The sequence below is a fragment of the Streptomyces sp. Mut1 genome (assembly GCF_030719295.1).
Lineage (GTDB): Bacteria > Actinomycetota > Actinomycetes > Streptomycetales > Streptomycetaceae > Streptomyces > Streptomyces castrisilvae.
Genome location: NZ_CP120997.1, coordinates 6026178 through 6043675, shown reverse-complemented (window position 1 = coordinate 6043675; position 17498 = coordinate 6026178). Strand labels below are relative to the sequence as shown.

The following is a 17498-nucleotide window of genomic DNA, read 5'->3' as shown; positions in this document are numbered from 1 at the left end:
GCCCTGTACACGCCGGAGCCGCGCAAAAGCCGGTGGGCCGCACCCCGGGAAGGGGTACGGCCCACCGGCCGGTGTCCGCGGGTGCGGGTCAGCGCACCTCGGTGATCTCGGGGCCGCGCTGGAGCTGGCCCATGCCACCGGAGAACTTCGAGCCCTCCTGCTCCTCCTGCTGGACGCCCTCGGGGACCATCTGGGCGTCGTTGGGGAGCTTGAGGACGATCGGGTCGCGGGGAGCCATCGGGCCCTCGCCGCGGACGACCACGGTGTCCCGGAAGACCGTCTCCAGGAGACCTGCGGCCTCCGGCTGCACGGCGCCCTGGCCGGAGATCACTCCGCGCAGGAACCAGCGCGGGCCGTCTACGCCGACGAAGCGCACCAGCTGCACGCCGTTCGTCCCGTCGGGAAGCTGTACGGGGACCTGCGCGCGCAGCTCCCAGCCCAGCGGGCCCTCGACCTCGTCGATGATGCCGCCCTGCTGGGTGATGCCGGAGGCGATCTCCTCGCGGACCTCGCCCCAGATGCCCTCCTTCTTGGGGGCTGCGAAGGCCTGGAGCTGGATCGCGCTGTCGCGCAGCACGACGGTGGCCGCGACGATCGCGTCGCCCGCGACCTCTACCCGCAGCTCCATGCCCTCGACGCCGGGCACGAAGACGCCGCCCAGGTCGACCCGGCCCTCGCCGGGCTGGGACACCTCGCTGATGTCCCACGGGCCGTCCGGGCGCGGCGCCGGCGGAAGGTTCGTCCGGCGCGATTCGCCCTCGGCGTCACCCTGCTCGTCGACGACCTGCTCGGCCTCGCGCGCCTCGTCCGCCGTGTCATCGGCGGCATCACTGTTCTTGCGACGTCCGAACACGTCACTGTCCTTCCCGGTCGGATTCGACCGAAGCGTAGCTGTTCCCGTCCTGGGGAACCCCGCCCCGGACGCCATCAACATCAACGGCGGCATGGCCGCCGGTGGACCCGAAGCCCCCTTCGGCCCGCGCCGAGCCGGGAAGCTCCGACACTTCGTGGAAGCGCACCTTCTCGACCTGCTGCACGACCAGTTGGGCAATCCGGTCGAACCGCTCGAACCGCACGGACTCGCGCGGGTCGAGATTGATGACAATCACCTTGATCTCTCCACGGTACCCGGCATCGACCGTCCCCGGGGCATTCACGAGGGCCACTCCGCAGCGGGCGGCGAGGCCGGATCGTGGGTGCACGAACGCGGCGTACCCGTCGGGCAGGGCGATCGAAACCCCGGTGGGCAGCACGGCCCGCTCGCCCGGCGCCAGCTCGGCCGCCTCGGTCGTCACGAGGTCGGCCCCGGCGTCTCCGGGGTGCCCGTAGGCCGGAAGGGGAACGTCCGGGTCGACCCGGCGGATCAGCACGTCGACAGGGTGGCGCATCAGGGGTTCACCTCGAAGGCACGGGCCCGCTTGACCTGGTCGGGGTCGGCCATCGCCGCCCGGATCTCGGCCGGCCGGCCGTTCTCGATGAAGTGGTCGACCTTGACCTCGATGAACAGGGCATCGGCGCGTACCGCCACGGGCCCGTCCGGGCCCCCGATCCGGCCGGTCGCCCGGGAGTAGATCTTGCGGCCGTGCACGGCGGTGATCTCGGCGTCGAGGAACAGCACGGTGTCGACGGGGACGGGGCGGACGAAGTCGGTCTCCAGCCGTCCGGTCACCGCGATCGCCCGCAGCAGCCAGTTCAGCGAGCCGAGCGTCTCGTCCAGCGCGGTGGCCAGCACACCGCCGTGCGCCAGGCCGGGGGCGCCCTGGTGGGCGGCCTTCACGGTGAACTCGGCGGTCACGCAGACACCCTCGCCGGCCCGCGCCTGGAGGTGCAGTCCGTGCGGCTGCCCGCCGCCGCAGCCGAAGCAGTGCTCGTAGTGCGCGCCGAGGAGTTCGCCGGGGGCCGGGGCGTCGGGGTGCCGGACCGGTTTCACCGCGTCGGCCGGGGGCGTCAGAGCCGCAGATGTTCCACTCACAGGCGCAGACCTTACCCGCGCGGATACCCGCCGGTCGCGCCGTGCCAAGCTTGGAGCCATGCAGCCTTCCACACCGCCCTTCGACGAACGTCTCACCGCTCCCCGTTCGTGGTGGCTGATCGCCGTCCTGATCGGCATCGCGTGCGCGCTGATGCTGCTGCCGCTGGGCACCCTGCCGCTGCTCGCCGGTCTCGCGGGCGGCACGGTCCTGTCGGCGGTCGCGGTGAGCTCGTACGGCTCCGCCCGCGTCCGGGTGGTGGCGGGTGCGCTCGTCGCCGGGGACGCGCGGATTCCGGTGTCGGCCCTCGGCCGGGCCGAGGCGCTGGACGCCGAGGAGGCGCGGGCCTGGCGCACGTACAAGGCGGACACCCGTGCCTTCATGCTGCTGCGCAGCTACATCCCGACGGCGGTGCGGGTGGAGGTCACGGACCCCGAGGACCCGACCCCGTACGTCTATCTGTCGACCCGCGACCCGCGGGCGCTGGTGGCCGCGCTGAACGCGGCGGTCCCGGCGTAGTCCCGGCTAGGGCCTTTCGCCGGGCGGCGGCTGTTCCAGCGGGGGCAGCTCGGGGAGGCGGTCCCAGGGGACCTGCTTCTTGCGCAGGTCCTTCCTGATGTGCCCGGCGAGCTTCCTGGTGTCGCGCCGGTTCATCACCGCGCCGACCGTGGCGCCGATCAGGAACGGGATGAGGTTCGGCAGGTCGCGCACCGTGCGCTTCATGATCTGCCGGCGCAGCTCGCGCTTCATATGCCCGCCCAGCGCCGCGTCGATCGTGACGGGCTGCAGGACGTCGATGCCGCGTTCCTCCGTCCAGGAGGTGAGGTAGGCGGTGGAGCGCCGGCCGACGCCGCCCGGTGGCCGCAGGCCGTAGACCTCGTGCAGTTCGGCGACGAGCTTCAGCTCGATCGCGGCGACGCCGGTGAGGTCCGCGGTCAGCTCGGCGAGCATGGCGGGGGGTACGGGCATCATGGCCGCCGCGCCGATTCCGGCGCCGACGGTGGCGGTCGCGCGGCTCGCGCCGGTGACCAGGCGGTCGGCGATCTCCTCCGGCCCGAGGCCGGGAAACTGTTCGCGCAGGGTGGCGAGGTCGCGCACAGGGACGCGGGGAGCGATGGCGATGATCAGGTCCGCGATATGACCGATCGTCGCCCTGGCGCTCTCCCCGCCCTTGCGTACGCCCCGTTTCACTGAATTCAGACGGCCTGCCCCGTTCGCGGGCTCCGTCCTGTCGACCTGTTCGGCCCCATCGGCCGTGTCGACTCCGGCAGCCTCGCGGACTGCCTCGGCTGCTACTTCCGCTGCTTCGAGCGAGGCCGCCAGGCCCCGCTCGTCGTCCTGTCCGTCCGGCGAGGGTGGCAGGGCGGACCGCTCGGCAGGTGCTGTCGCACCTTCTGCCGGGCCTGTACCGCCCTGTTGCGCCTCCGACGACTTCTTGCCCCAGGGGCGCCGCTTACGGAAGGGTGTGTCCCCTGCCACGGCTGACCGGACCTCAGTCGCAGTCGCGGCAGATCGGCTGGCCGTTCTTCTCGCGGGCCAGCTGACTGCGGTGGTGGACGAGGAAGCAGCTCATGCAGGTGAACTCATCGGCCTGCTTGGGCAGGACCCGTACGGCCAGCTCCTCGTTGGACAGGTCCGCGCCGGGCAGCTCCAGTCCTTCTGCGGCGTCGAACTCGTCGACGTCGACGGCGGACGCCGTCTTGTCGCTCCGCCGCGCCTTCAGCTCTTCAAGGCTGTCCTGATCGACGTCGTCGTCGGTCTTTCGTGGGGTGTCGTAATCCGTTGCCATGTCGCTCTCCCCCTCTGGGTGTCTGCGGGTGTCTCAGCGCACGTAACGCGTGAGAGGCCGGACTTGTGCCCGACCTGAGGCGGAGATTTTGCCTCACATCAAGGTCTGTTACTCAATCGACACCCAAAAGGACCGCTCCGGAGTGATCAGCTTGGGTGGCGTTGGGGACCGTACACGGTCCCGGCGGCGGCCTTCGCAGGCGCCACCCCGTGTACTTCCCGTGATGACGACCCCCGGAAACCCGGCGTTTCGCCGGGTTTCCGATGGGTTCCCTGGTCACGGAACGTGGACAGGGCGATATTCGCTTCTGTGATCGATCACACATGGACTTTCCGGGATCAGGTCCCGAAAATTCCGCTCAAAGCGAACAAAAAATAATCGGTGCGGGACCGCCTCGCTCCGCCCGTCACACAGGCAGTGAGACACGCATCACAAGACCACCGCCTTCGCGGGGCTCGGCGATGATACGGCCTCCGTGGGCGCGCGCGACGGACCGCGCGATCGACAGGCCGAGCCCGACCCCCTTGTCGCTGCCCGTGCGCTCGGTACGCAGCCGTCTGAAGGGCTCGAAGAGGTTGTCGATCTCGTAGGCGGGCACCACGGGGCCGGTGTTCGAGACGACGAGCACCGCCTGCCCCGGCAGAAGCTCCGTGCTCACCTCCACCCAGCCGTCCTCCGCCACGTTGTAGCGCACGGCGTTCTGCACGAGGTTGAGCGCGATGCGCTCCAGCAGGACGCCGTTGCCCTGGACGACCGCCGGGGCCAGCGTCACATGCATCTCCACGCCCTTGGCCTCGGCCTCCCCGCGCGCCTGGTCGACGGCGCGCGAGGCGACCTCGGCGAGGTCGACGGGTTTGCGCTCGACGATCTGGTTGTCGCTGCGGGCGAGCAGCAGCAGACCCTCGACCAGCTGCTCGCTGCGCTCGTTGGTGGCCAGCAGGGTCTTGCCCAGCTGCTGGAGCTCGGGAGGTGCCTGTGGGTCGGAGAGGTGGACCTCCAGCAGCGTGCGGTTGATGGCCAGCGGGGTGCGCAGCTCGTGCGAGGCGTTCCCGACGAACCGCTGCTGCGCGGTGAAGGCCCGCTCCAGACGGTCCAGCATGTCGTCGAAGGTGTCGGACAGCTCCTTCAGCTCGTCGTCCGGGCCGTCCAGCTCGATCCGCCTGGACAGGTCCGTTCCGGCCACCCGGCGGGCGATGCGGGTGATCCGGCCCAGCGGCGAGAGCACCCGGCCGGCCATCCCGTAACCGAAGGCGAAGGCGATGACGCTCAGGCCCACCAGGGCCAGCAGCGAGCGGTTGAGCAGCGTCTCCAGTGCCTGCTGGCGCTGGTGGTTGACGCAGGAGTTCATCGCCGCGTTCACCGCGCTGGGCGAGCTGCCCTCCTTCAGCAGGTTGCAGACATCACTGGACACGTACCCGTCGACGATCTTGAACGGCAGCTCGCTGCCCACGTGCAGGGCCTGGGCGGCCAGCATGTAGATGATCGACAGCAGCAGGATGCCCGCGATCAGGAACATGCCGCCGTACAGCAGGGTGAGCCGTATCCGGATGGTCGGGCGCAGCCAGGGGTAGGCGGGCTCCTGCTGCTTGGGCTCCCAGGTGGGTTTGGGGGGCGCCGCCGTGGGCGGCGGTACGGCGGGCACCGGGCTCAGATCCGGTAGCCGGAGCCGGGCACGGTGACGATCACCGGGGGCTCGCCGAGTTTGCGGCGCAGGGTCATGACGGTCACCCGGACGACGTTGGTGAACGGGTCGGTGTTCTCGTCCCAGGCCTTCTCCAGGAGCTGCTCGGCCGAGACGACCGCGCCCTCGCTGCGCATCAGGACCTCCAGGACGGCGAACTCCTTCGGCGCGAGCTGGACCTCCTGGTCGCCCCGGAACACCTCGCGCCGGTTGGGGTCGAGCTTGATGCCGGCCCGCTCCAGGACCGGCGGCAGGGCGACGGTCGTACGGCGGCCGAGCGCCCGGACCCGGGCGGTCAGCTCGCTGAAGGCGAAGGGCTTGGGCAGATAGTCGTCGGCGCCCAGCTCAAGCCCCTCCACGCGGTCGCTGACGTCCCCGGAGGCGGTGAGCATGAGCACCCGGGTGGGCATGCCCAGCTCGACGATCCGGCGGCACACGTCGTCGCCGTGGACCACGGGGAGGTCGCGGTCCAGCACCACGACGTCGTAGTCGTTCACCTCGATGCGCTCCAGGGCCGCGGCACCGTCGTACACGACATCGACGGCCATGGCCTCGCGGCGCAATCCGGTGGCCACCGCATCGGCGAGCAGCTGCTCGTCCTCCACGACGAGTACGCGCACGGCGCTTCCTTCCCTAGAACTTCGCAAGCGGTCTTCACCACGGGCCTCACGGCGTCCGGAACGGACCGGCCACCGGTGCCGCGGGCGTGCCCCGGCACACCCCGTGCGGCTCCATCCTGCCCGGAACGCGTATAAACCGGCGGTAAGACGGTGCGGTCCGACCTGCGGCTTCGAGGAAGCAACGGGATTTTTGGGCCAGTTGAGGTTTCTCTGAGGTTCGAGCGGGGGAGGACGCATTCACACCCCGCGATCACGTCTTTTATGTGGCGTGCCACAGGCCCCTCCGTCCCCGGAGAGTGCGTGATCACCCGCCCTACCGCCTCGGCGGAGGGAAATCCGGGCACACCCCCGTGCCACCGACCCACGATGAGGGGGCGCTTCATGGACGCTTTCACCGCAGGTCTGCTGCAACGCATCAGGACCACCGAGTCCGATCTCACGAAAGCACGCGAGACGGGCGACGATTTCCTCGCGGACGTCGAGCAGAGCGAACTCGACGACCTTCATCGCCTCGCCGCCGAGCACGGTGTTCAGATCAGCGCGGCGACGAACGCCTGAACCGTCGCGAGAGGGCCCCGGGACCGCCGCAGGGCGGCCACGGGGCTCTCTTCATGCCCGGCCCCGCCAGGAGGCGGCCAGGGCCTCCCGGCGGGCGTGGCTCAGTCAGTCGTGCCAGGCGCCGAGCTCCTCCAGGAGGGTCTGGAGGGGTTCGAAGACGCCGGGGGACGCGGCCACCATCAGCTCCCCGTCCCCGGGCCGGCCGGGACGTCCGCCGGTCAGGGCGCCCGCCTCCCGGGCGATGAGGTCGCCGGCGGCCAGGTCCCACGGGTGCAGGCCGCGCTCGTAGTAGCCGTCGAGCCGGCCGGCGGCCACGTCGCAGAGATCGATCGCGGCCGAGCCGCCGCGCCGGATGTCCCGCAGCCCGGGGATCAGCTTGCGCGCCACCTCGGCCTGGTGCGCCCGGACGTCCGCGACGTAGTTGAAGCCGGTCGACACGAGGGCCTCGGCGAGCGGCGCGGCGGGGCGGCAGCGCAGCCGGACGGGGGTGTCGCCGTGGATGCCGCCGGTGACGTACGCGCCGCCGCCGAGGACCGCGTGGTACGTCTCCTGGCGCATCGGGGCCGCCACCACCCCGGCGACCCGCTCGCCGTGCAGTTCCACGCCGATGGAGACGGCCCAGGTGGGCAGCCCGTAGAGATAGTTCACCGTGCCGTCGAGCGGGTCGATCACCCAGCGCACGCCACTCCTGCCCTCGGAGGTCGAGCCCTCCTCGCCGAGGAAGCCGTCGTAGGGGCGGCGCTCGGCCAGGAATCCGGTGATCAGCTTCTCGGCGGCGATGTCCATCTCGGTGACGACGTCCACCGGGCTGGACTTGGTCGCGGCCACGCCCAGCCGGGCGGGGCGCCCGTCGCGCAGCAGCCGGCCGGCGAGCTCGGCGGCCTCCAGGGCGAGATCGAGCAGGGTGTGCGACACGTCGGGGTCGGTCACGGCGCTCCCAAAGGGGTGAGAAGGGCGGGGTCGGTCGAGCGGGTGCTACGCGTACGGACTGTCGGCGCCCGCGGCGGCGGGCTTGGGCGCCCTGGCCGGGCAGCAGCCCACCGGGCACAGGTCGTGGCTCGCCCCGAGCGTTCCGAGCGCGCACCGCCGCGGCGGGCGGCCCCGCTCGGTGGCGGCCCGTTCGAGGACGAGGTCGCGCACGGCCGCGGCGAACCTCGGATCGGCGCCGACCGTCGCGGACCGGCGGACCGGCAGGCCCAGCTCGGCGGCCTTGGCGGTGGCCTCGGTGTCGAGGTCGTACAGGACCTCCATGTGGTCCGAGACGAAGCCGATGGGCGCCATCACCACGGCGGGGACGCCCTCGCCGTGGAGCGATTCGAGGTGGTCGCAGATGTCGGGTTCCAGCCAGGGGATGTGCGGGGCGCCGCTGCGCGACTGGTAGACGAGCCGCCAGGGGTACTCCACACCGGTCCGCTCGCGCACCGCGTCGACGATCAGGCGGGCGACGTCCAGGTGCTCGGCGACATAGGCGCCGCCGTCGCCGTGCGCCTCGACGGGCCCCGAGGTGTCGGCGGCCGAGAGCGGGATGGAGTGCGTGGTGAAGGCCAGGTGCGCCCCCGTACGCACGTCGTCGGGCAGGTCCGCCAGCGAGGCGAGCACGCCCTCCACCATGGGCTCGACGAAGCCGGGGTGGTTGAAGTAGTGCCGCAGTTTGTCCACGCGCGGCAGGGGAAGACCCTCGGTCTCCAGGGCGGCCAGCGACTCGGCGAGGTTCTCGCGGTACTGCCGGCAGCCAGAGTAGGAGGCGTAGGCGCTGGTCGCCAGGACGGCGATGCGGCGGTGGCCGTCGGTGACCATCTCGCGCAGCGTGTCGGTGAGGTAGGGGGCCCAGTTGCGGTTGCCCCAGTAGACCGGCAGACCGAGCCCGTGCTCGGAGAAGTCCTTGCGCAGCGCGTCGAGCAGGGCCCTGTTCTGGGCGTTGATCGGACTGACGCCCCCGAACAGGAAGTAGTGCTTGCCGACCTCCTTGAGCCGCTCCTCGGGGATTCCCCGGCCGCGGGTCACGTTCGCGAGGAACGGGACCACGTCGTCCGGGCCTTCGGGGCCTCCGAAGGAGAGCAGCAGCAGGGCGTCGTAGGGGGCGGGATCGCGCAGATCGGACATGACATCGATCCTGCCACCCGTGCCGGGGGCCGGTCCCACCGACATCCGGACCGGGGCGCCCGGCCGGGCCCCGCCGGGCGTGCGGCGGCTGCCGGAAGGGTGTGCGGGGGCCGTGAGTATGATCCCCCTCCAACCGGCCGGTAACCCGTCGTTCCGTCCGGGGGCACCACCGGCCCTGGGCCGGTTCCTAGGGAAGGGCGCGGGGAAGATGACCGAGACCTACGCACGGACGGCGACGAGCCCGTGGCGCAACTGGGCGGGGAATGTCACCGCCCGCCCGGCACGGACCGTGTCCCCCGCGTCCGTGGACGAACTGGCCGAGGCGCTGCGCAGGGCGTCCCAGGACGGGCTGCGGGTGAAGCCGGCCGGCACCGGCCACTCCTTCACGGCGGCCGCGGCCACCGACGGGCTGCTGATCCGGCCCGACCTGCTGACGGGCATCCGCGCGATCGACCGCACGGCGATGACGGTGACGGTGGAGGCCGGAACCCCGCTGAAGCGGCTCAACGCCGCGCTGGCCCGCGAGGGCCTCTCGCTCACCAACATGGGCGACATCATGGAGCAGACGGTGGCCGGGGCCACCTCCACCGGCACGCACGGCACCGGCCGCGACTCGGCGTCCATATCGGCGCAGATACGCGCCCTGGAGCTGGTCACCGCGGACGGCACGGTGCTGGCCTGCTCGGAGACCGAGAACGCCGACGTGTTCGCGGTCGCCCGGATCGGGCTCGGCGCGCTGGGCGTCATCACGGCGATCACCTTCGCCGTGGAACCGGTCTTCCTGCTGACCGCCCGCGAGGAACCGATGACCTTCGACAAGGTCACGGCGGAATTCGACCAGTTGGTGACCGAGAACGAGCACTTCGAGTTCTACTGGTTCCCGCACACCGGGAACTGCAACACCAAGCGCAACAACCGGAGCGCGGGCCCGGCGGCCCCGCCCGGGAAACTCAGCGGCTGGATCGACGACGAGCTGCTGTCCAACGGCGTCTTCCAGGTGGCCTGCTCGCTCGGCCGGGCGGTGCCCGCCACGATCCCCTCGATCGCCAAGCTCTCCAGCCGGGCCCTGTCCGCGCGTACGTACACCGACATCCCGTACAAGGTGTTCACCAGCCCGCGCCGGGTGCGGTTCGTGGAGATGGAGTACGCGCTGCCCCGTGAGGCCGCCGTCGAGGCGCTGCGGGAGGTCCGGGCGATGGTCGACCGCTCGCCGCTGCGGATCAGCTTCCCCGTGGAGGTGCGCACCGCCCCGGCCGACGACATCGCGCTCTCCACGGCCTCGGGCCGGGAGACCGCGTACATCGCCGTCCATCTGTACCGGGGCACGCCCTACCAGGCGTACTTCACGGCGGTCGAGCGGATCATGACCGCGCACGGCGGCCGCCCGCACTGGGGGAAGATCAACACCCGTGACGCCGCGTACCTCTCGGGGGTGTATCCGCGCTTCGGCGAGTTCACGGCCGTACGGGACCGGCTGGACCCGGACCGCCTGTTCGGCAACGACTACCTGCGCCGGGTCCTGGGCGACTGACCGGCGGGCCGGGGCTCACTCCCCCGCGTCGGTGCCGCCCGGTGCGGGCGCGCCGTCCGTGGCCGCGGGGCCGGGCGTGGTGTCCTGCCCGTCGTCCGTGGTGCCCGGGGTGGGCGTGGGCGACGGCTGAACGCCGCTGCCCGCCGGGTCGGACGGGGTGGGTGTGGGCGTCGGGCCCTGCGTGGAGCCGTCGTCCCGGTCCTGCCGCGGGCCGGTGGTGCCGTGCTCGTCGTCCTGGCCGCCGGTGCCGGGGGTCGCCGTGCTGTCGTCCCGGGCCGGGTCCGTGGGGCCGGCGCCGTGCTCCGGGTCGTCCGTGGTGCCGGAGGGCGCCGGAGTGGACGGTCCCGCGTGGTTCTCGCCGCGTACGACGGAGCCGACCGTGGTGCCCCGGCCGCCGCTCAGGTCGTTGCCGGAGATCAGCTCGAACGTGGTGATGCCCGCCATCGAGACCACGAACACCGCCGCCGCGCCGATCGCCGAACGCTTCCAGCCGCGCACCCGGGTGCCGTGCGTGGTCGCCTGCGAGAACGCGTCGTCGGCCCCGGGAGCGTCCGGCACCTGACGCAGGACGGTGGTGGCGTCCGGCGCGGGGAGGGCGGTGGTCCCCTCGACGCGCCGCAGCACGGTCGTCTCGTCGGCGTCCACGCGGCGCAGGACCGTGGTGGCGTCGTCCACCGCTCCCAGCAGGACGGTCTCGTCCGCGGGCGCCTCGCCGCCGGCCGGGGCCTGCTGCCGTACGGTCGTCCGCCGGGTGTGGACCGTCACCTCACGGCCCGGGTGCGTCACCTGAACGGTGACCTCACGTATCTGCTCACCCGTACGGCGGAAGAAGTGCTGGAACACCGAGCCGCCGCAGGTGGCCACGATGCTCATGACTCCGGCCCCCGCGATGGTTCCGTACACGCCCAGCTGGGAAGCCGCCACGGCCGCCGCCACCGCCGCGACCGCACTGCCCGCGACCTGGGGCAGGCTCAGATCGATCCGCCTCTCCTTGGGTTCTATGTCACTTTCCGGCTTCTGCACCATTTCCAGCCCTTGATTGACATCTCTCCCACCATGCACCAACTAGGGACATGCGAGCGAAGCCGAAAGTTCCGGTTGCATGGATTGTGTGAAGCACGACACGGATCAGGGGCGATCGGCGTTCGGAGGGGTAGGTCAACTCCCGCACCTGACGAGAACTTCGACGGCGCGGCGGTCCACCCACATGGCCCGAATGGAGTACTGTGGCGAGCCCTGGGGCCGGACTCCCGCGTGGGTGTCCGGAACCTTCGGGAGGGGGCCGAAGGAGGCACTCGATCCGGCGGCGCACGGCATCACACGGCGGCCTGCTACACGGAGTGACCATCGGTCACTTTGCGTTGCGCACGGGCTACCGTGTCATACCGGCGAGCACGGGCTCACGCCCGACACGCCGGGCAACACGGCAATGTTGTGGCAGGCTGCACCCGGGCAGGCCACACTCGACTAGCGGAAGCAGCGACGCACGTGACGTCGGCAGGCACCACCCGGGAGGTCCCCATGCCCGAACTGCGTGTCGTGGCCGTCTCCAACGACGGCACACGACTGGTGCTCAAGGCTGCGGACAGCACGGAGTACACGCTTCCGATCGACGAGCGGCTGCGAGCCGCCGTGCGCAACGACCGCGCGCGGCTCGGCCAGATCGAGATCGAGGTGGAGAGCCACCTCCGCCCCCGCGACATCCAGGCCCGGATACGAGCCGGCGCCTCCGCGGAGGAGGTCGCCCAGTTCGCCGGGATCCCCGTCGACCGTGTCCGCCGCTTCGAGGGCCCCGTGCTCGCGGAGCGCGCCTTCATGGCCGAGCGGGCCCGGAAGACTCCTGTGCGCCGTCCCGGCGAGAACACCGGCCCCCAGCTCGGCGAGGCGGTGCAGGAGCGGCTGCTGCTGCGCGGCGCCGACAAGGAAACCGTCCAGTGGGACTCGTGGCGCCGCGACGACGGCACCTGGGAGGTCCTCCTGGTGTACCGGGTCGCCGGTGAGCCGCACTCGGCGAGCTGGACGTACGACCCGCCGCGCCGGCTGGTCCAGGCCGTCGACGACGAGGCGCGTTCGCTGATCGGCGAGACGGACGAGGTCGCGGCTCCCGAGCCCAGCTTCCCGTTCGTCCCCCGGATCGCCCGGCTGCCGCGCGACCGGCCACTGGACCGCGCGCTGGACCGGCAGATCGAGCGCCCGGCCCCGCCGCCTCCCCCGGAGCCCGAGGAGCGCATCGGCGGGGTGACGGCGAGCGAGCGCGATTCGCTCACCAGCCTGCTGGAGGCGGTCCCGAGCTTCCGCGGTGACATGGTCGTGCCGGAGCGGCCGTCGCCGCCCGAGCCCCCGGCCATCGAGCCGGCCGTGCACGAGCCGGAGGCCGAGGAGCCGCCGGCCGCATCGGCGGGCGCGGGCTCCGCGTACGCGGACGTCCTGATGCCGCGCGCGGTCGCCGGCCACCGCGACCGGCTGACCGGGACGACGGACCGGCAGGCGGAGGCGGACGGGGTCCGCCCCGGGCGCCGGGCAGCGGTGCCGAGCTGGGACGAGATCGTCTTCGGCACACGCCGCAAGAAGCAGGACTGAGAAGGTCCGGACAGCATGACGGGGGCCCTCGCGCGGTTACGAAAGGGCCCCCGTGCGCCGTACCGGCACAACCGGCCGCGCCGGTTCTGCGGCGAGGTCCCGTTACTGGGGGTCGGGCCCGGTCGCGACGGGGCGCGATTCGTCTCCGGACCACTGCGACCAGGAGCCCGCGTAGAGCGCGGCCCGGTGCCCGGCGAGCTCCAGCGCCAGCACCTGCTGGGCCGCGGAGACACCCGAGCCGCAGTAGACGCCGACCTCGGTGGTGCCGTCACCGGCGCCCAGCCCGGCGAACCGGGCGGCCAGGCGCTCGGGGCTCAGAAAGCGCCCGTCCGCGTCCACGTTCTCCCCGGTCGGGGCCGAGACCGCGCCCGGGATGTGCCCGCCGACCCGGTCGATGGGCTCCACATCGCCCCGGTAGCGCTCGGCCGCCCGCGCGTCGAGCAGCAGGCCCGAGCGGGCCAGAGCGGCGGCGCCGTCCGCGTCGAGCAGTGCCAGCGCCCCCGGCACCGGCACGAAGTCGCCCTCCACGGGGTGGGGCGTCTCCTTCGACAACTCCCCCGTCCAGGCGGCGAGACCTCCGTCCAGCACCCGCACGTCGCGGTGCCCCGCCCAGCGCAGCAGCCACCAGGCACGGGCCGCCGCCCAGCCCTGTCCGCCGTCGTAGACGACGACCGGAGTGTTCTCGCTGACCCCGGCGCGGCGCATCACGGCGCCGAAGTCCGCAGGCTCGGGCAGCGGGTGGCGGCCGCCGTCCCCCGGCGGAGCGGCGAGCTCCGTGTCGAGGTCGACGAAGACCGCGCCGGGGATGTGCGCCGCCTCGTAGTCGGACCGGCCGTGCGGCCCGCCGAGCTGCCAACGTACGTCCAGGAGCACCGGCGGACGTGGCCCCGCCAGTTCGCTCACACATTCGGATGCGGAGATGATGGGCTTCATGCGTGCCATCCTCACGCAGGCGCCCGGCCGCCCGGAACAACGGCCGAGCCGTCATACCCCAACAAACCGGGCCACCTGCACCGAGATCCCGGAAAAGACGGCGCGGCCGGAGCGCATCCCGCGCCCGGTGGTGCCAACATCTGCACGGGGCGTACACGACCCGCACCGCACCACGGCGCGGCCGCCCCGTTCCCCCGTACGGCCACCACGATGGTCCGAGGAGAGTGACGATGACCGAGGCTGCCGCTCGGCGTACACCCGGAACACCTTGCTGGGTGAGCCTGATCGTGCACGGCCTGCGCACGACCCAGAACTTCTACGCCGAGCTGTTCGGCTGGGAGTTCGGCCCCGGCCCCGAGCAGCTCGGCCCGTACGTGCGGGCGCTGATCGACGGAAAGGAGGTCGCGGGCATCGGCCGGCTGCCGCCCGACCGGCACCTCCCGATCGCCTGGACGACCTATCTGGCCACCGACGACGCCGATCTGACGGCCGAGTCGATCCGCGCCTGCGGCGGCACGGTCGGCGTCGGGCCGCTGGACGCGGGTGAGGCGGGCCGGATGGCCATCGCGTCCGACCCGAGCGGCGCCGTCTTCGGGATCTGGCAGGCGGCCGCGCATCTGGGCACCTCGCTGGCCGGGGCGCCCGGCACCCCCGTCTGGAACGAACTGGTGACCCGGGAGACCTCCTCGGTCGCCAAGTTCTACCAGGCGGTCTTCGGCTACGAGTCCAAGGCCGTCGTCTCGGCCGACTTCGACTATCAGACCCTGCACATCGAAGGCCGTCCGGTGGCCTCGCTGCACGGAGTCGGTCACGCGCTGCTGCGCGACCGGGGCCCGCACTGGATGACGTACTTCGAAGTCGCCGACACCGACGCCGCCGCCCATCAGGTGGCGGAGCTCGGCGGGCAGGTCCTGAGCCCTCCGCGCGAGAGTCCGAGCGGGAGAGTGGCGACGGTCGCGGACCCGGAGGGCGCGGTGTTCACGATCCAGCGGTCGGCGGAGAGCTGACGGCGCTCCGCGGCCGGGGCCGGCGAGCGGGCGCCGGTCGCGTCGCCGAGCCGGGTCGGTGCGGCGTGGACCTGGCCGATCTCGTCGCGCGCGTCGGGGCCGGTTGCCCGCCGCGGGCGGCCGGCTGAGGGACGGGCCGCGCCGGGGTCAGGCGGAGGACACCGGCAGGACGTCCGGGGAGAGCGCGCCCGCCTGCGTGGACGCCGCGGTCGCCCGGCGCCGGTGGTGGCGGCGGCAGAGCACCTCGTAACCGACCTCGCCCGCCGGGCGGTTCACATCGCCGACGACGACCTGCGCGCCCTCGACGACCATGTCGCCGTCTATGGTCCGCGCGTTGTGGGTGGCGCGGGCGCCGCACCAGCACAGGGCCTCCACCTGGAGGGCCTCTATCCGGTCGGCCAGCTCGACCAGCCGCTGGGAGCCGGGGAACAGCCTGGTGCGGAAGTCCGTCGTGATGCCGAACGCGAAGACGTCCATCTCCAGGTCGTCCACGACCCGGGCCAGCTGGTCGATCTGGTCGGGCGCCAGGAACTGCGCCTCGTCCACGATCACGTAGTCGACCCGGGCGCCCTTGGACAGCTGGGCGACCAGATACGCGTAGAGGTCCATGCCCTCGTCCGCCTCGACCGCCTCCGTCACCAGGCCCAGCCGGGAGGACAGCTTCCCCTCCCCCGCCCGGTCGTCCCGGGTGAAGATCACGCCCTGAAGGCCCCTGGCCGAGCGGTTGTGACCGATCTGGAGGGCCAGCGTGCTCTTTCCGCAGTCCATCGTTCCGGAGAAGAACACAAGCTCGGGCATGAGGGGTTGAGCACCTTTCGGGACGGGCGGGGAGAGCGGCGGGACACAACGGCAGGGGTTACGAGCGTACTTCCAGGAGCGGGACGAGCTGCTCGACGGGGGTCATCGAGCCGTGCATGCCGACCATGGCCGACTCGTGCGGCTCGTTGCGGGAGGCGATGATCACCACGTCGTCGTGGGCGGCCGCGACCACGTCGCCGATCCTGCCGTACACCCGTTCGTCGATCCGCGGGCCGAACCAGCCGGCCGCGACGGCCTCGTCCCGGCTCGCCACCCAGAACTGCTCGCCCAGCACCTCGCGCCAGACGGTGAGCACGTCCGACTCGGCGCCCGGGACCGCGTACACGTGCCGGGCGCGGCCCTCGCCGCCGAGCAGCGCGACGCCCGCGCCCAGCTCCCAGTCCTCGTCGAAGTCGATCCGGGACTGCTCGTCGAACGGGATGTCGATCATCCCGTGGTCGGCGGTGATGTAGAGCGCCGAGCGCGGCGGGAGCTTCTCGGCCAGGCGCTGGGCCAGTCCGTCGACGTACATCAGCTGACCGCGCCAGGCGTCGGAGTCGGTGCCGAAGCGGTGCCCCTTGCCGTCGACCTCGCTGTAGTACGTGTAGACGAGCGAGCGGTCGCCCGCGGCCAGCCGCTCGGCGGCGGTGTCCATCCGTTCCTCGCCGGTGAGCCGGCCGAGGAAGGAGCCGCCGCTGAGCGCGACCTTGGTCAGCGGGGTCTGCTCGAAGGCCGGGGCGGAGACCTGCGCGGTACGGACTCCGGCGGCGTCGGCGAGCTGGAAGACGGTGGGGTGGGGCTGCCAGGCCTTCGGTGGGGTCCACGGATTCCAGCGGAGCTGGTTCATCAGCTCGCCGGTCTGCGGATTGCGGACCGCGTAGCCGGGAAGGCCGTGCTCGCCGGGGGGCAGCCCGGTGCCGACCGAGGCCAGTGAGGTCGCGGTGGTGGCCGGGAAGCCCGCGGTGATCGGGCGGCCCGTGCCGCCGCGCGAGCCGGGCAGCAGGGAATGCAGGAACGGGGCCTCGTCGGGGTGGGCCCTGATCTGCTCCCAGCCGAGGCCGTCGATGAGGAAGACGCAGTTGCGGTCGGCGGGGGTGAGCTCACCGATCGCCGCGGTGAAGCCGGGCACTTCCTGACCCGCGAGGAGGGTCGGCAGCAGATCGGCGAGCGAGCCGCTGCCGTACTCCGGGACGGGGGCCGTGTCGACGGGCAGCAGGACAGGATCCTGCCAGGCCGGCTGGGCCATCAGCGGCCGGCCGCCGCGGTCGCGGCCGTGGCCTCGGAGAGCGCCTGGGCGAAGGCGAGGGTCTGGCGCACGGTGTCCGGGCCGTCGCCGGCCTCGCTGACCCGCAGGCTCAGATCGTCGGCGGTGGAGTTGCCGGTGTAGCCGTGGTCGGCCTCGCAGTTGGGGTCGCCGCAGGCGGCGGGCTCCAGGTCGATCCGGGAGACCGCGCCCCAGCCGATGGTCAGGACGACCTCGCGGGGCAGGGTGCCCGGGACGTACTTCTCCGGGTTGGCCACGACCCGGCTGACCACGACCGAGGAGATCCGGTCGAGCTTGACCGACTCGGTGGAGGTGGTGGCGTACGGCGACGGGGAGCTGGTGTCGGCGTTCTGCTCGTCGGTGTGGCTGACGATGAAGCGGGTGTCCGTGAGCACCAGCACCGTGACGTGCCGGCGCACCTCGTTGGAGTCGAAGGTCGTCTCCTGGTGCACCAGGTACGAAGCGACCGGCTCACCGCCCACGGCGGCCTCCACCGCCTCGGCCACGAGGGCCGGGTAGTAGCCGCTGCGCTCGATCGCCGCGCGCAGCCCCTGGGTCGTCGTACCGGTCTTAGCCATGGGGACCATCCTACGGGGGACGGAAGGCTGCCGGGGACGCCGCTGCGCCCCTGTGCGGGCGGGGTCCAGCGGGCCTCCAGCCCTTC

Annotated in this window: 19 protein-coding genes; 5 read left to right on the top strand and 14 right to left on the bottom strand. The window is 72.3% G+C overall.

Features of this window, described 5'->3' with window-relative positions; all coding sequences use genetic code 11:
• Nucleotides 1-88 precede the first annotated feature (88 nt).
• Genes P8A18_RS26350 through P8A18_RS26340 form a run of 3 tightly spaced genes read right to left on the bottom strand, consistent with a single transcriptional unit; the run spans nucleotide 89 to nucleotide 1972 of the window.
• Nucleotides 89-853, bottom strand: coding sequence for a DUF3710 domain-containing protein (locus P8A18_RS26350; protein ID WP_306058315.1), 765 nt, complete (start codon nucleotides 851-853; stop codon nucleotides 89-91).
• Nucleotide 854: 1 nt separating this feature from the next.
• A complete protein-coding gene (gene dut, locus P8A18_RS26345) occupies nucleotides 855-1388 on the bottom strand; it encodes a dUTP diphosphatase (RefSeq protein ID WP_018551463.1) in 534 nt (177 codons plus the stop codon).
• Nucleotides 1388-1972: a PaaI family thioesterase gene (locus P8A18_RS26340; RefSeq protein WP_026249571.1), complete on the bottom strand. Its 585-nt coding sequence runs from the start codon at nucleotides 1970-1972 to the stop codon at nucleotides 1388-1390. Before P8A18_RS26340 ends, dut begins: the two co-directional genes overlap by 1 nt.
• A 58-nt stretch (nucleotides 1973-2030) precedes the next feature.
• Here P8A18_RS26340 and P8A18_RS26335 point away from each other — a divergent pair, with 58 nt between their 5' ends.
• Nucleotides 2031-2489, top strand: coding sequence for a DUF3093 domain-containing protein (locus tag P8A18_RS26335; RefSeq protein ID WP_018551465.1), 459 nt, complete (start codon nucleotides 2031-2033; stop codon nucleotides 2487-2489).
• Nucleotides 2490-2495: 6 nt separating this feature from the next.
• Here the strand turns inward: P8A18_RS26335 and P8A18_RS26330 are convergent, their stop codons facing one another.
• The 4 genes from P8A18_RS26330 to P8A18_RS26315 form a co-directional block, all read right to left on the bottom strand.
• The gene (locus tag P8A18_RS26330) at nucleotides 2496-3449 is read right to left on the bottom strand and encodes a hypothetical protein (protein WP_306058313.1); all 954 of its coding nucleotides are present in this window, start codon (nucleotides 3447-3449) and stop codon (nucleotides 2496-2498) included.
• A 13-nt stretch (nucleotides 3450-3462) separates the two neighbouring features.
• Entirely contained in the window at nucleotides 3463-3759 is a 297-nt protein-coding gene (locus P8A18_RS26325; RefSeq protein ID WP_003965732.1) for a DUF4193 domain-containing protein, read from the bottom strand.
• Nucleotides 3760-4165: 406 nt separating this feature from the next.
• Nucleotides 4166-5401, bottom strand: coding sequence for a sensor histidine kinase (locus P8A18_RS26320; protein ID WP_306058278.1), 1236 nt, complete (start codon nucleotides 5399-5401; stop codon nucleotides 4166-4168).
• Nucleotides 5402-5406: 5 nt separating this feature from the next.
• On the bottom strand, nucleotides 5407-6060 hold the full coding sequence (locus P8A18_RS26315; RefSeq protein WP_306058276.1) for a response regulator transcription factor: 654 nt from the start codon (nucleotides 6058-6060) through the stop codon (nucleotides 5407-5409).
• 381 nt (nucleotides 6061-6441) lie between these two features.
• Here P8A18_RS26315 and P8A18_RS26310 point away from each other — a divergent pair, with 381 nt between their 5' ends.
• Entirely contained in the window at nucleotides 6442-6618 is a 177-nt protein-coding gene (locus P8A18_RS26310) for a hypothetical protein (protein WP_306058274.1), read from the top strand.
• Nucleotides 6619-6723: 105 nt separating this feature from the next.
• Here P8A18_RS26310 and P8A18_RS26305 read toward each other — a convergent pair whose 3' ends face one another.
• Nucleotides 6724-7548 (bottom strand): inositol monophosphatase family protein, encoded by an 825-nt coding sequence (locus P8A18_RS26305; RefSeq protein ID WP_306058272.1) that lies wholly within the window; start codon nucleotides 7546-7548, stop codon nucleotides 6724-6726.
• A 45-nt stretch (nucleotides 7549-7593) separates the two neighbouring features.
• The gene (locus tag P8A18_RS26300; RefSeq protein ID WP_306058269.1) at nucleotides 7594-8721 is read right to left on the bottom strand and encodes a ferrochelatase; all 1128 of its coding nucleotides are present in this window, start codon (nucleotides 8719-8721) and stop codon (nucleotides 7594-7596) included.
• 208 nt (nucleotides 8722-8929) lie between these two features.
• Between P8A18_RS26300 and P8A18_RS26295 the strand changes: the two genes are divergently transcribed.
• Complete coding sequence (locus P8A18_RS26295) at nucleotides 8930-10252, top strand: D-arabinono-1,4-lactone oxidase (RefSeq protein WP_306058267.1); 1323 nt, start codon at nucleotides 8930-8932, stop codon at nucleotides 10250-10252.
• A 15-nt stretch (nucleotides 10253-10267) separates the two neighbouring features.
• Here the strand turns inward: P8A18_RS26295 and P8A18_RS26290 are convergent, their stop codons facing one another.
• Nucleotides 10268-11278: a hypothetical protein gene (locus P8A18_RS26290; RefSeq protein ID WP_306058265.1), complete on the bottom strand. Its 1011-nt coding sequence runs from the start codon at nucleotides 11276-11278 to the stop codon at nucleotides 10268-10270.
• A gap of 495 nt (nucleotides 11279-11773) precedes the next feature.
• Here P8A18_RS26290 and sepH point away from each other — a divergent pair, with 495 nt between their 5' ends.
• Nucleotides 11774-12832, top strand: a complete 1059-nt coding sequence (gene sepH, locus P8A18_RS26285) for a septation protein SepH (protein ID WP_306058262.1) — start codon at nucleotides 11774-11776, stop codon at nucleotides 12830-12832.
• 102 nt (nucleotides 12833-12934) lie between these two features.
• Here sepH and P8A18_RS26280 read toward each other — a convergent pair whose 3' ends face one another.
• Nucleotides 12935-13765: a sulfurtransferase gene (locus P8A18_RS26280; RefSeq protein ID WP_306058260.1), complete on the bottom strand. Its 831-nt coding sequence runs from the start codon at nucleotides 13763-13765 to the stop codon at nucleotides 12935-12937.
• 230 nt (nucleotides 13766-13995) lie between these two features.
• On the opposite strand from P8A18_RS26280, the gene P8A18_RS26275 reads away from it, so the two are divergent.
• Nucleotides 13996-14772: a VOC family protein gene (locus P8A18_RS26275; protein WP_306058258.1), complete on the top strand. Its 777-nt coding sequence runs from the start codon at nucleotides 13996-13998 to the stop codon at nucleotides 14770-14772.
• Nucleotides 14773-14919: 147 nt separating this feature from the next.
• On the opposite strand, the gene P8A18_RS26270 is transcribed toward P8A18_RS26275, so the two are convergent.
• Genes P8A18_RS26270 through P8A18_RS26260 form a run of 3 tightly spaced genes read right to left on the bottom strand, consistent with a single transcriptional unit; the run spans nucleotide 14920 to nucleotide 17412 of the window.
• A complete protein-coding gene (locus tag P8A18_RS26270) occupies nucleotides 14920-15570 on the bottom strand; it encodes a thymidine kinase (protein ID WP_306058256.1) in 651 nt (216 codons plus the stop codon).
• A gap of 58 nt (nucleotides 15571-15628) precedes the next feature.
• Entirely contained in the window at nucleotides 15629-16816 is a 1188-nt protein-coding gene (locus P8A18_RS26265) for an alkaline phosphatase family protein (protein ID WP_306058254.1), read from the bottom strand.
• Nucleotides 16816-17412 carry a DUF5998 family protein gene (locus P8A18_RS26260; RefSeq protein ID WP_018551479.1) on the bottom strand — a complete coding sequence of 199 codons (597 nt, stop codon included), beginning with the start codon at nucleotides 17410-17412 and terminating at the stop codon, nucleotides 16816-16818. Before P8A18_RS26260 ends, P8A18_RS26265 begins: the two co-directional genes overlap by 1 nt.
• Nucleotides 17413-17498: the final 86 nt, after the last annotated feature.